The sequence below is a fragment of the Pseudoalteromonas arabiensis genome (assembly GCF_001550155.1).
Classification (GTDB): domain Bacteria; phylum Pseudomonadota; class Gammaproteobacteria; order Enterobacterales; family Alteromonadaceae; genus Pseudoalteromonas; species Pseudoalteromonas arabiensis.
On the sequence record NZ_LRUF01000019.1, the window covers coordinates 245139 to 258298 of the forward strand.

Genomic DNA, 13160 nt, shown 5'->3' on the forward strand with positions numbered 1-13160 from the left:
TCTGTAGGGTTACAAGTAGCAAAGTATATATGAAAGGGTCGCGAAAGCGACCCTTTTCACTTTCTAGCGTAGCCATTCTTAAAGTCTCCTCTATAGACTCTTCTCAAGTTAACCTATTTTTCTCAATTACCCTGACTTCTAGCTTTGATTGAATAAAGCTAACGCTTTAGTCGAGTATGGTGTATTGAATGTGGGGGTTTTTGTGGGGGGGATATAAAAAGGCCTCACTGATATTTCAGTAAGGCCTTTTAAAATCAATACCTATAATAAGTATATTAGTTCATGCCGTATTTTTTAAGCTTCTTACGTAAAGTACCACGGTTGATACCTAGTAAGATTGCTGCACGAGTTTGGTTACCACGCGTATACGTCATTACTTCTTCAAGTAATGGTGCTTCTAGCTCAGAAAGAACAAGGTCGTATACGTCTTGTACGTCTTGACCATTAAGTTGCTTTAAGTAGTGATGAACCGCTTTTTTCACTGCATCACGCAACGGCTGTGGTTTCTCGTGTGACTGTACATGAGGGTTTGTGATAAATGGAGAAGTCACGTTTTGTTCGAACATCGTTATATGTCTCTTTCTTTCTTAGTTAGCTGCTAGTGTTTTAAAGTATTCTTCTAATGCGTCGATTTGTGCCTGTGGGTTATCTAACGCATTAAATACTCGCCTAAACTGACCGTCACTGTCATGGGTTTGCAAATACCAAGATACATGCTTTCGAGCGATACGCGCTCCCATTGGCTCCCCGTAAAACTGATGAAGATTGTCTAAATGCTCCATCAAAATGCTTCGCACCTCTGCAATTTCAGGTGCTGGCAAATGTTCTCCAGTTCGCAAATAGTGGTCTATCTCCCTAAAAATCCAAGGGCGACCTTGGGCGGCTCGACCAATCATAATGGCATCTGCACCCGTATAATCTAAAACCTGTTTTGCTTTTTCTGGTGATGTAATATCACCATTGGCGACAACAGGTATAGATACTGAACGTTTAATATCCCTAATTGTGGCGTACTCCGCTTCACCTTTATACATACATGCGCGCGTGCGTCCATGTACTGCCAGTGAAGCAATGCCATAGCGTTCAGCTATGCTCGCAATCTCGACACCATTACGGTTATCCTGATCCCATCCAGTGCGGATTTTCAGTGTTACTGGGACATCGACTGCATTAACAACCGCATCGAGTATCTCTTCTACTAATTCAGGAAACTGTAATAAGGCAGAGCCTGCGAGTTTCTTATTCACTTTTTTAGCAGGGCACCCCATATTAATATCTATGATTTGTGCACCATTGCTGACATTGAATTGTGCTGCCTGTGCCATAAGCTCAGGATCGGCTCCGGCAATTTGCACCGAGCGAATACCCGATTCACCGCTGTGATCCATACGGTTCATCGACTTTTCGGTTTTCCACACTTTCGGGTTCGACGAGAGCATTTCAGATACAGCAAGCCCCGCGCCTAAGCGTCGGCAAAGTTGTCGAAATGGTCTGTCTGTAATGCCTGCCATAGGCGCGACAATTACATTGTTCTCAAGTTGGTATGAACCGATACGCACTGTTATTCAATAGGCCTCTTTTCAAGGGGCGCTAAGTTTACGGTTTTTTTTCCAAAAATCAAAGGCTATAAATTGAACAAAAGTGACTTTTTTTTGCCCTTTTTGTATTGACTTTTGATAACAGTTTGACGAGCGGGTCGATTTGTTTGTTATTTAAACAAAAAAAATTAGCCGTTTTAAAATGGTAAAATTTACGCATGTAAAAATAAGGTAAAGCCTGTTAAATAGTGGCTTTACCTTGTGTGTTATGGATTAAAAGTATTGTGTGTTTTATGCCTTTTTTGTGCCGCTCACGCGTGTCCATTCACCTTCAATGGCGATATCATCAAGGGCTAAAAATGGGGCATAAACGTCGGCAACTGATTGCGCTTGCTCTTCTAAAATACCTGACATGGCAATTTTACCATTGGGTTTCAACAACCCTAAAATGATCTCATGAAGCTCCCTTAATGGTTGCGCAAGAATGTTTGCAACGACGATATCAGCGCTAAATTCAGGCTGATCTTCTGGCAAGTAAACTTCAAGTTTGTCGGCCACGCCATTACGCTCGGCATTATCGCGGCTCGCTTCAATGGCCTGTGGGTCAATATCAATACCGATCATACGCTCAGCACCTAATTTTATGGCCGCTATGCCTAAAATACCCGAGCCGCAACCAAAATCGACCACAGTTTTACCTGTTAGATCTTGGCTTTCTAGCCACTTTAAACATAGTGCAGTCGTTGCGTGTGTACCCGTACCAAATGCAAGGCCTGGGTCAAGCAATACGTTAACAGCGTCAGGATCAGGAATATCTCGCCAACTCGGACAGATCCAAAGGCGTTCACCAAATTGAATCGGATGGAAGTTGTCCATCCACTCACGTTCCCAGTCTTTGTCTTCAAGTTGTTCAATTTTATAAACAAGCTTGTCAGCGAGTGTCGCTTCTGCTTTTAATGTCGCCACTACACTGTCCATATCATGGTTAGCGTCATAGAGGCCAATCACTGTGGTATCAGCCCATAGTTGAACGGTCCCCAGTTTTGGTTCATAAATCGGGGTGTCTTTTGCATCGACATAAGTCACTGATGCACTACCTGTGTCCATCAGTAAATCACTGATCATGTCAGCATTATCAGCGTTTGCATTAATTCGAATTTGGATCCAAGCCATGATAATCTCTCGAATAGAAAAAAGGCCGCAACAGCGGCCTTTTAGTTATTAATAGTGCAGTGTAATTACTTCGCGTCTAAGAAGCTTTTTAGTAAGTCTGAGCGAGAAGGATGACGTAATTTACGTAACGCTTTCGCTTCGATTTGACGAATACGTTCACGTGTTACGTCAAATTGTTTACCTACTTCTTCTAATGTATGGTCTGTGTTCATATCGATACCAAAACGCATACGAAGTACTTTCGCTTCACGGGCCGTTAAGCCAGCTAATACGTCGTTGGTTGCGCCACGTAGCGATTCCATCGTTGCAGAATCAATTGGCGAATCAATGGTCGTATCTTCAATGAAGTCACCTAAGTGCGAATCTTCATCATCACCGATTGGCGTTTCCATTGAAATAGGCTCTTTCGCGATTTTCAATACCTTACGAATTTTATCTTCAGGCATTAACATACGCTCAGCTAATTCTTCTGGATTAGGTTCGCGACCCATTTCTTGTAACATTTGACGAGAAATACGATTCAGCTTGTTGATCGTCTCTATCATGTGCACAGGAATACGGATAGTACGCGCTTGGTCTGCAATTGAACGTGTAATTGCTTGACGGATCCACCATGTTGCATAAGTCGAAAACTTATAACCACGACGATACTCGAACTTATCAACCGCCTTCATTAGACCAATATTACCTTCTTGAATAAGGTCTAGGAATTGTAGTCCACGGTTGGTATATTTTTTCGCAATCGAAATTACAAGACGTAAGTTAGCTTCTACCATTTCCTTTTTCGCACGGCGAGCTTTCGCTTCACCAATGCTCATGCGGCGGTTGATGTCTTTAATACGTTCAATACTTAAACCCGTACTTTCTTCGATAGCGCTTAATTTTTGGATACAGCGAATGATCTCAGGTTTTACTTCTTCAAGCTTAACTGAGTGTTTATCGTTAGCTGCAATTTCAAGGTCGATCCAGCTAGTATCTGTTTCATTATTAGCAAAGTGCTTAACAAACGTTTTCTTTGGAAGCTTAGCAATTTGAACCGCTTGCTTCATGATAAGACGTTCTTGAACACGCACTCTGTCCATCATTTCGCGCATGTTATTTACCATGCGGTCAAACTGTTTTGGAACTAGCTTAAATGTTTTAAATAATTCGCCGATTTCGGTAATAGCAGCTAATGAGTCAGGATGAGAGCGACCTTTTTCTTCAAATGTATCACGCGCTTTATTATAAAGATCACGTAGATTTTCGAAGTGAATGCGTGCTTCTTCAGGATCTGGTCCTGTATCAGCTTCATCATCATCACCGTCGTCATCATCATCACTGTCTTCATCGTCGCTATCATCGTCTTCTTCGTCTAACTGTTCTTCGTTTAACTCAGAACCGATATGCGTTGCCGAAATTTGTGATTCGTCTTCATTATTAGGATCGAAAAAGCCTGAAATAATGTCGCTTAAGCGCATTTCTTCAGCTTCAAATTTATCCCACTGCTCGAGTAGGTAAGTAATTGCTTCAGGGTATTCAGCAACTGAAATCTGAACTTGGTTGATACCTTCTTCGATACGCTTAGCGATTACAATTTCGCCTTCACGCGTAAGTAGTTCAACAGTACCCATTTCACGCATGTACATGCGGACAGGGTCAGTTGTTCGACCGATCTCTTTTTCTACAGTCGCAAGTGCAGCGGCCGCGGCTTCTGCTGCGTCTTCGTCTGTCGTTGTTTCTTGCATCATTAATTCATCGGCATCAGGTGCGTTTTCACTTACCTTGATACCCATATCATTAATCATGCTAATGATATCTTCTACCTGATCTGAGTCGATAATGTCTTGTGGAAGGTGATCATTAACTTCTGCAAAAGTTAAATAACCTTGCTCTTTACCTTTTTGAATCAGAAGCTTTAATTGTGACTGAGGAGTTGGATCCATAGAGATTTATTCTTCCACTCTGAAAGTTGATACAACAGGCGCCAGCTCGCTTTATAAGCGAAACGAAAACTAACTAGACGCAGTGAATAGCACAGTATAACAGCATAATTCAAATCTGACTAGCTGTTGCTGCCTTTTAACGCTTGTGTCAGTAAGTGACACTCAAGACGTTCTTCGCTTGTTAACCCTTGGGTCTTGTCTTTTATTAATAGGGTCTCTAGTCGATAATTTAAACACTGGTCTTCAATAAATTTAAAAGTATTTTTAAAAACAGTTTCTAAACGATCGTCATTTATTTGATGTTGCCAAGTTGCTAATTTAACAAGGGCATCATACTGCGCACTATCACGAAATGACTCAAGAATTTGTGCCGTGGTTATTCCTGGTCGCTCTAGTGCTAAGTGTTGGATGTGCAAAAAAAGTTCAATACCGGCAATTTTCATTTCTGCCAACTCTGGCATATAAGCAATGCTGGTCGCTAAGTTTGGATGTTGCAATAAAATACCGATTGCTTGGCGCATTGGCGTGATTTTAAATTTACGTTCAATTGCATGTTGCTGCTTTGGTGATTTTACGCGGTTATTTAACTGTTCTCGCGTTCGACCAATTAAGCGGCCAAGGTGTTCTAAAATATTCTCTTGGTAAAAATCACTGGGAATTTTTTCAATCAGCGGCAGGGCATCACTCAGTAATTTTGCTTTACCTGCATCCTGGGTTAAGTCAACCTCTTGGCTGAGCTTATTAAAGAGCACTTTACTAAAATCATCCGCGTCCTTTAATCGTGCTTCAAAAGCGTCTTTGCCTTCTTTTTGTACCAGCGAGTCTGGATCTTCACCGTCAGGTAGAAATACAAATTGTAATGACTTTCCATCTGCAAGGTAAGGAAGTGCATTCTCAAGTGCACGCCAAGCAGCATCGCGACCAGCACGGTCACCATCGTAACAGCAAATCACTTTATCTGTGGTTCTGAATAATGTGTGCATATGCTCTGCGGTGGTTGCTGTACCAAGGGCTGCAACGGCATATTCAATGCCTTGCTCAGCTAAAGCAACCACATCCATATAGCCTTCAACAATTAAAATATGTTCCAGTTTTTTATGAGCTTGCTTAGCTTCGTACAAGCCGTAAAGTTCAAAACCTTTATGGAAAATACGCGTTTCTGGTGAATTGAGGTATTTAGGCCCTTGATCTGCTTGCATTACACGGCCACCAAACGCGATTACCCGACCGCGTTTGTCGCGAATAGGGAACATGAGTCGGTCACGGAAAAAGTCAAATTGGCGACCAGGCGACTTTTCAGAGGCAAGCTTTAACTCTACTAGCTGTTCTTTTTGCTCTTTATTGCGGCCTAGTTGCTGACACAGTGCTTCCCACTCACTCGGGGCATAGCCAATCATGAATTTTTTTGCTGTTTCGCCACTTAAACCACGACCTTTAATATAATCAATCACGGTTTTAGAATTAGCATGATGCTTTAGTTGATGCTGATAAAAGCGTGCAGCATGGAGCATTAAATCGTAATCAGAGCGCTTTTGTTCAGCGGTGCGTTGCGGACCTGAGCTTGTGCCTTGCTCGCGAGGTACGTCTAAATTGAGCATACTCGCTAATTCTTCGATAGCATCAACAAATTCTAGTTTGTCATATTCCATGACAAATGAAATGGCATTACCATTCGCACCACAGCCAAAGCAATGATAAAACTGTTTATCTTGGGAGACGGTAAAAGAAGGGGTTTTTTCGTTATGAAAAGGACAGCAAGCTTGGTAGTCTTTTCCCGCTTTTTTTAGGCCAACTTTTGAATCAATTAACTCAACAATATCGGTACGAGCGAGTAAATCATCAATAAACTGTCGAGGGATTTTTCCGGCCATGGCTGTTGTTTTTTCCTGCACTATTTTTGCATTTAAAGTAAGATTTGAACACAAAAGGTGATTATATAAAAGCTCAAAAGCAAGAAACCGAGCACTAGGCTCGGTTTGCTTGAATCATACATCTGTATGTGGGGGTTAGGCAGTTAATCGTTGCTTGATTAAGCCAGAAATCTTACCTAAATCGGCACGACCTTCAGCTTTGCTTTTGATCACTCCCATTACCTTACCCATGTCTTGCATACCCGCTGCGTTTGTATCAGCAATAGCCGAGTCAATAAGTGCTATGATTTCTTCTTCACTCAATTGTTGAGGTAAGAATTCTTCAAGAGCTTTAATCTCATTGGCTTCAATTTCAGCTAAATCTTCACGACCCGCATCAATATACTGGGTGTAAGAGTCGCGACGTTGTTTTACAAGCTTCACTAAAACAGCGGTAATACCGTCGTCGTCTAGCGTGATTTGCTCGTCAATTTCACGTTGCTTGATTGCAGCAAGTACCATGCGGATAGGCTTAAGACGTTCTTTGTCTTTTGCCTTCATCGCATCTTTTTGCGCATCTTTTAGCGTTAATAAAAGGCTCATTTATACAAGACCAAATACTGATTAGTATAATTTAACGCGACGTGCGTTATCGCGAGAAAGCTTCTTCATGTGACGCTTTACTGCAGCAGCTTTTTTACGCTTACGCTCAGCTGTTGGTTTTTCATAGTGCTCGCGACGACGAACTTCTGAAAGGATACCTGCTTTTTCACATGAACGCTTGAAGCGACGAAGTGCTACGTCAAACGGTTCGTTCTCTCTTACTTTAATTACTGGCATTAAAAATTCACCTACCTAAATAATGAGCGTTGCTCAAGTTGATCGAATAACGATCAAGTGGTTCAAAAATGGTGCGGTATTGTAATCCGAAGCAACACCACATGTAAAGGATAATATTAACAGAAACTGGGATGGCAAAACAGCGTTAATTTGTCGCGCGTTGATACAAGCGACAAATTACTTGCCCAGCAGTTTTTTCTTTTAATAGCAACCAGTTACTAGGAGTCTCTAGGCTTTTTAGTTCGCTTTCAACTTCCACATAAATTAACGCTTGCTCAGTTAACCATTGATTTGATTCGAGTAATAAACAACTTTTTTCGGCCAAATTTTGGCGAAAGGGTGGGTCAACAAAAACTAGATCAAACTGTTTATTTTCATCATTATTATCTAATAGCGCTAGGCTATTACCCTGTTTTACAGTGGCATTATCAAGTTGCAAAGTGGCTATGTTGTTGTTTAGCTGTGCCGCTGCGCTTTTATCAAGTTCAAAAAAGACCGTATGTGCAGCAAACCGAGAAAGCGCTTCAAAACCAAGCCCTCCAGAACCAGCATAGCAATCAAGTACGCTTGCACCTCGGGTATCTTGCATTAACCAATTAAACACGGTTTCCTTTATTCGATCCGTTGTTGGGCGTAAGCCTTGTACATCTTTGACCGGAAGTTTTCTACCGCGAAATTGACCACTAATGATACGAATAAAGCCATGGCTTGATTTATTGCTTGTCGCTTTAATTTGGCGATTAGGTGTTGATTTTTTTCTCATTTAACTCACTAATAAATGGTAACTGATACCTAGCTCAGATAATATTGTGCTTTATAGCTAGTGTGTCATTTTTCTACTGCACTAAAAGTGTTACTATTAGTGTCTTAGCGATAGATGGTACCCGTTTTGGTTTGGCTGAAAGTAGCTGAACTATCACCAACCTATTATTCATGTAAGTTTATCAGATTTTTATAAGTGGTTATTAGCAAGTATGGCAAAAAAAAATAAATTCTTGTCTTGGTTTGGTTTTGGCAAATCAGAAAAACAACAAACAGAGCAAGCAGCAAAAGAGGCTGATAACCAGAAGCAATTAGAAGAACAACAGCGTATTGAAGCCGAAAAGGCGGAAACAGAACGCTTAGAGCAAGAGCGCATTGCAGCAGAAAAAGCGGAAGCTGAACGTTTAGCTCAAGAGCAGCAAGCGGCAGAGCAACAACGTCTGGAACAACAAGCTCGTCTCGCTGAGCAAGAAGCAGCAATGAAATTAGAGCAAGAACGCGTTGCCGCTGAAAAAGCAGAGCGTGAAGCTGAGCAAGCTGCTGCAGAAAAGGCAGAGGCTGAACGTTTAGAGCAAGAGCGTATCGCAGTTGAAAAGGCAGAAGCGGAGCGTTTAGCTCAAGAGCAGCAAGCGGCAGAGCAACAACGTCTGGAACAACAAGCTCGTCTTGCTGAGCAAGAAGCTGCAATGAAATTAGAACAGGAACGCGTTGCTGCTGAAAAGGCGCAGCGTGAAGCCGAGCAAGTTGCAGTAGAGCAGGCAGAAGCAGAGCGTGTAGAGCAAGAGCGTATTGCAGCAGAAAAAGCACAAGCTGAGCGTCTAGAGCAAGAACGCATTGCTGCAGAAAAGGCAGAAGCAGAGCGTTTAGAGCAAGAACGCATTGCTGCAGAAAAGGCAGAAGCAGAGCGTTTAGAGCAAGAACGCATTGCAGCAGAAAAAGCACAAGCGGAACGCGTTGAACAAGAACGCATTGCAGCAGAAAAAGCACAAGCGGAACGTGTTGAACAAGAACGCATTGCTGCTGAAAAGGCGGAAGCTGAGCGTGTAGAACAAGAGCGTATTGCAGCAGAAAAGGCGGAAGCTGAGCGTGTAGAACAAGAGCGCATTGCAGCAGAAAAAGCACAAGCGGAACGCGTTGAACAAGAACGCATTGCTGCTGAAAAGGCGGAAGCTGAGCGTCTAGAACAAGAGCGCATTGCTGCTGAAAAGGCGGAAGCTGAGCGTCTAGAACAAGAGCGCATTGCAGCAGAAAAGGCTGAAGCTGAACGTGTAGAACAAGAGAAAGCTGCACAAGCCGCCACTGAAAAACCAAAGAAAGAAGGTTTCTTCGCACGCCTTAAAAAAGGCCTATTAAAAACTCGCGTTAATATTGGCTCTGGCTTTGCCTCTATCTTTAGCGGTAAGAAAATTGACGATGAGTTATTTGAAGAACTTGAAACACAGCTGTTAACAGCAGATTTAGGTGTTGATACAACAATGAAGTTGATTGATAACCTAACTGATGCAGCGGATCGTAAGCAGTTAAAAGATGGTGATGCTCTTTATGAGTTAATGAAGCAAGAAATGGCTGATATGCTTAAAACTGCTGAGCAGCCGTTGGTTGTTTCAGGTGATAAAAAGCCATTTGTGATCTTAATGGTGGGTGTCAATGGCGTTGGTAAAACAACGACTATCGGTAAACTAGCGAAGCAATTCCAAAGTGAAGGTAAGTCGGTCATGTTAGCCGCAGGTGACACCTTCCGTGCTGCTGCTGTTGAGCAGCTACAAGTATGGGGTGAGCGTAACAGCATTCCGGTCATTGCTCAGCATACTGGCGCAGACAGTGCCTCAGTTGTATTTGATGCTTTTCAAGCGGCAAAAGCACGTAATGTAGATGTGTTAATCGCTGATACAGCAGGGCGTTTGCAAAATAAAGATAACCTTATGCAAGAGCTTGAAAAAATAGCCCGCGTAATGAAAAAAATAGACCCTGATGCGCCGCATGAAGTCATGTTAACAATTGATGCGGGTACGGGTCAGAATGCGATTAGCCAAGTAAAACTTTTTAATGAATGCGTTGGTTTAACTGGTATCACATTGTCTAAGTTAGATGGTACGGCAAAAGGTGGGGTCATCTTTGCTGTAGCAGATAAGTTTAATATTCCAATTCGTTACATAGGTGTTGGTGAGGGTATTGACGACCTGCGCACTTTTAACAGTAATGACTTCATTGATGCGCTGTTTAGCCAAGATGAGGACGATGCATAACTAATTAAAAAGGGAGTTAACTCTCTTTTTAGCTGTAAGATGATTGATAATTAAAATGATAAATTTTCAGCAAGTCAGTAAAACCTATCCGGGGGGCCATCGTGCCCTTGAAAAAGTCAGCTTTCATATTAAGCCTGGCGAGCTTGCTTTTTTAACAGGCCATAGTGGTGCTGGTAAAAGTACTTTGTTAAAGCTCATTAGCCTCATGGAGCGCCCATCAGCAGGGCAGGTACTAATAAATGGTGTGGATTTAAATGCCGTTAAGTCACGCCAGGTGCCGTATATTCGTCGTGATATTGGTATTATTTTTCAGAACCATCGCCTTTTAGAGCGTTATTCTGTATTTGATAATGTTGCCTTACCGCTTGTGATTGAAGGAACGCACCACAAGCAAATTGCTAAACGTGTTCATGGTGCATTAGATAAGGTTGGCTTGCTCGATAAAGCTAAATGTAGCCCTGCTACTTTATCTGGTGGTGAACAACAGCGTGTAGGAATAGCCAGAGCGATTGTTAATTCGCCACCAATTTTATTAGCTGATGAACCAACAGGTAATTTAGATCCTGAGCTTTCAATGGATATCCTGCGCTTATTCGAGGATTTTAATCACCATGGTACAACGGTATTAATTGCAACTCATGATATTGGCTTGATTGCGCGTATGCGTTACCGCAGCCTTACGTTAAAGGATGGTCGAATGATTCAAGATCCGTTAGCGGAGGAAACACTATGAGTTTATTATTCAAAAGTCGTTCAAGCCAAACAGAGGGACAACAAAAATCACTTTTTGCTTCGCCTTACTTTTTTATAATGAACCTTATTCGACAAGGTGTGCACAGCCTCGGTGAAATGTGGCGAACACCTCTTGCATCACTTATGACGATTGCTGTTTTAGGCTTGAGTTTAACCTTACCGGCCACTTTGTATTTAGTGGTTAAAAATGTATCTCAAGTGAGTAGTGGTTTTGAAGACGCGGCAGAAATTTCGTTGTTTGTTAAAGAAAGTATGACTCAGCAACAAACGCAAACCCTAGTGAAACGTTTAGCTCTTTATCCTGAAATCGATAAAGTGGAGTTTATTTCAAAAGGGGATGCACTTACTGAGTTTAAACAGGTATCTGGTTTTGGCCAAGCACTGGAATACCTTGATGCAAATCCACTGCCTGATGTTGTTATCGTTACGCCTACCATTCGTCACCGTCAACCAAATGCAGCAGAGCAATTACTTAAAAAACTAGAGGCTGAGCGTGAGGTTGATTTTGGTAAGCTTGATATCGCGTGGCTTGAACGTTTGAATGCACTATTAAGTTTATTAAAAGAGAGCGTCATCACTATTGCCCTACTATTATTAACCTCTGTTACTTTAATCATTGGTAATACTATCCGTTTATCGATAATGGACAAAAAAGAAGAAATTCAAGTGATGAAGCTTGTCGGTGCGACAAACACCTTTATTCATGCGCCATTTTTATGGACAGGGGTGTGGTACGGTATTATTGGTGGTTTGTTCTCTTTTATTTGTGTTGCTTTAATGATGTGGTGGCTAGGCAGTGCGGTTAGTGAAGTGGCGGGCGTCTATGAAACCAGCTTTGATTTAATCGGTCTGACAATGTCGGAATTCGGCGTTTTAGTTGCACTTGCAACAGCACTCGGCTTTGTCGGGTCTTACTTATCAGTTAGCCGCTATATAAAAGAAATAGAACCCGATAAAGTATAACAATAAAGTGTAACAATTCGTTGTTACACTGCTCTATTAGCGCTAAATAAAGTAGTAATTAATTTATCGCTTTTTCAATCAAAGCTAGAATTCACCGCATATTCAGCGTGTTAGCGTAAACTAAAAATAGATAAAAAAAACCACTTGATCTGAGGTTCAAAAAAGTTTTTAATTGAAATTAGCACTCTCGCTTAAAGAGTGCTAAGATGGTTTTAAAATGTTTATCACTGAGGTGAAAAATGAGTAAAGATTTATACGCAATGGCACTTACTGTAGGTCAACAAAGCGCAAGTATGGATGGCTATCTTCAAGCTGTTAGCACCATTCCTATGCTTGATGCTGAGAAAGAAAAACAGTTAGCGACACGTCTTCAGGAAGAAGGTGATCTTGATGCTGCAAAGCAACTCATTATGTCACATCTTCGCTTTGTTGCTCACATTGCAAAAAGCTATTCAGGCTATGGTCTACCGCAAGCCGATTTGATTCAAGAAGGTAACATCGGTCTGATGAAAGCGGTAAAACGTTTCGACCCAAGTGTCGGTGTTCGTTTGGTCTCATTCGCAGTACATTGGATAAAAGCAGAAATTCACGAATACGTATTGAAAAACTGGCGTATCGTGAAAGTTGCAACGACAAAAGCGCAACGTAAGTTATTCTTCAACCTACGTAAAAACAAAAAACGTTTAGGTTGGTTCAACCAAGCTGAGGTTAGCACCGTTGCAAACGAGCTGGGTGTTAGCGAAAAAGAAGTACGTGAGATGGAATCACGTATGAGTGGCCAAGATATGGGCTTCGATTTAACGGGCGACGACAATGATGACGCACCGACAAGCACATACTCGCCAGTACAGTATTTAACAGATGGCAGTGCTGACCTTGCTGATGATATTGAAGAGCAGCAATGGCAAGAGCAATCTCATGCACGTTTATTTAGCGCATTAAAAACCCTAGATGAGCGTTCGCAAGATATCGTTAGTGCGCGCTGGTTAGCGGATGATAAAGCAACACTGCAAGAGCTTGCTGAAAAATACAATGTGTCAGCTGAGCGTGTTCGCCAGCTAGAAAAAACAGCGATGAAAAAGCTGCAATCAGCAATGAGCTAATAGCGAT

Annotated in this window: 12 protein-coding genes; 4 read left to right on the top strand and 8 right to left on the bottom strand. The window is 41.9% G+C overall.

The window, feature by feature from the left end; translation table 11 throughout:
* Nucleotides 1-275 precede the first annotated feature (275 nt).
* The 8 genes from fis to rsmD all read right to left on the bottom strand — a co-directional run bounded on the left by fis (nt 276) and on the right by rsmD (nt 8089).
* A complete protein-coding gene (gene fis / locus PAARA_RS08950; RefSeq protein ID WP_002957804.1) occupies nt 276-566 on the bottom strand; it encodes a DNA-binding transcriptional regulator Fis in 291 nt (96 codons plus the stop codon).
* A 21-nt stretch (nt 567-587) separates the two neighbouring features.
* Nucleotides 588-1559: a tRNA dihydrouridine synthase DusB gene (gene dusB / locus PAARA_RS08955; protein ID WP_062568691.1), complete on the bottom strand. Its 972-nt coding sequence runs from the start codon at nt 1557-1559 to the stop codon at nt 588-590.
* Nucleotides 1560-1829: 270 nt separating this feature from the next.
* Entirely contained in the window at nt 1830-2711 is an 882-nt protein-coding gene (prmA, locus tag PAARA_RS08960) for a 50S ribosomal protein L11 methyltransferase (RefSeq protein ID WP_062568692.1), read from the bottom strand.
* Nucleotides 2712-2776: 65 nt separating this feature from the next.
* Entirely contained in the window at nt 2777-4636 is a 1860-nt protein-coding gene (gene rpoD, locus PAARA_RS08965; protein ID WP_062568693.1) for an RNA polymerase sigma factor RpoD, read from the bottom strand.
* 119 nt (nt 4637-4755) lie between these two features.
* Entirely contained in the window at nt 4756-6507 is a 1752-nt protein-coding gene (gene dnaG / locus PAARA_RS08970; protein WP_062568694.1) for a DNA primase, read from the bottom strand.
* Between the two features lie 135 nt (nt 6508-6642).
* Nucleotides 6643-7089 carry a GatB/YqeY domain-containing protein gene (locus PAARA_RS08975; protein WP_062568695.1) on the bottom strand — a complete coding sequence of 149 codons (447 nt, stop codon included), beginning with the start codon at nt 7087-7089 and terminating at the stop codon, nt 6643-6645.
* 21 nt (nt 7090-7110) lie between these two features.
* Nucleotides 7111-7326, bottom strand: coding sequence for a 30S ribosomal protein S21 (rpsU, locus tag PAARA_RS08980; protein ID WP_002957797.1), 216 nt, complete (start codon nt 7324-7326; stop codon nt 7111-7113).
* 145 nt (nt 7327-7471) lie between these two features.
* Entirely contained in the window at nt 7472-8089 is a 618-nt protein-coding gene (gene rsmD / locus PAARA_RS08985; RefSeq protein WP_062568696.1) for a 16S rRNA (guanine(966)-N(2))-methyltransferase RsmD, read from the bottom strand.
* Nucleotides 8090-8300: 211 nt separating this feature from the next.
* Here rsmD and ftsY point away from each other — a divergent pair, with 211 nt between their 5' ends.
* The 4 genes from ftsY (at nt 8301) to rpoH (ending at nt 13153) form a co-directional block, all read left to right on the top strand.
* Nucleotides 8301-10334 (top strand): signal recognition particle-docking protein FtsY, encoded by a 2034-nt coding sequence (gene ftsY, locus PAARA_RS08990; RefSeq protein ID WP_083515287.1) that lies wholly within the window; start codon nt 8301-8303, stop codon nt 10332-10334.
* Between the two features lie 55 nt (nt 10335-10389).
* Nucleotides 10390-11067, top strand: coding sequence for a cell division ATP-binding protein FtsE (ftsE, locus tag PAARA_RS08995; protein WP_062568697.1), 678 nt, complete (start codon nt 10390-10392; stop codon nt 11065-11067).
* Complete coding sequence (ftsX, locus tag PAARA_RS09000; RefSeq protein ID WP_062568698.1) at nt 11064-12050, top strand: permease-like cell division protein FtsX; 987 nt, start codon at nt 11064-11066, stop codon at nt 12048-12050. Before ftsE ends, ftsX begins: the two co-directional genes overlap by 4 nt.
* A 239-nt stretch (nt 12051-12289) precedes the next feature.
* On the top strand, nt 12290-13153 hold the full coding sequence (gene rpoH, locus PAARA_RS09005) for an RNA polymerase sigma factor RpoH (protein ID WP_062568699.1): 864 nt from the start codon (nt 12290-12292) through the stop codon (nt 13151-13153).
* The last annotated feature ends 7 nt before the right edge of the window (nt 13154-13160 follow it).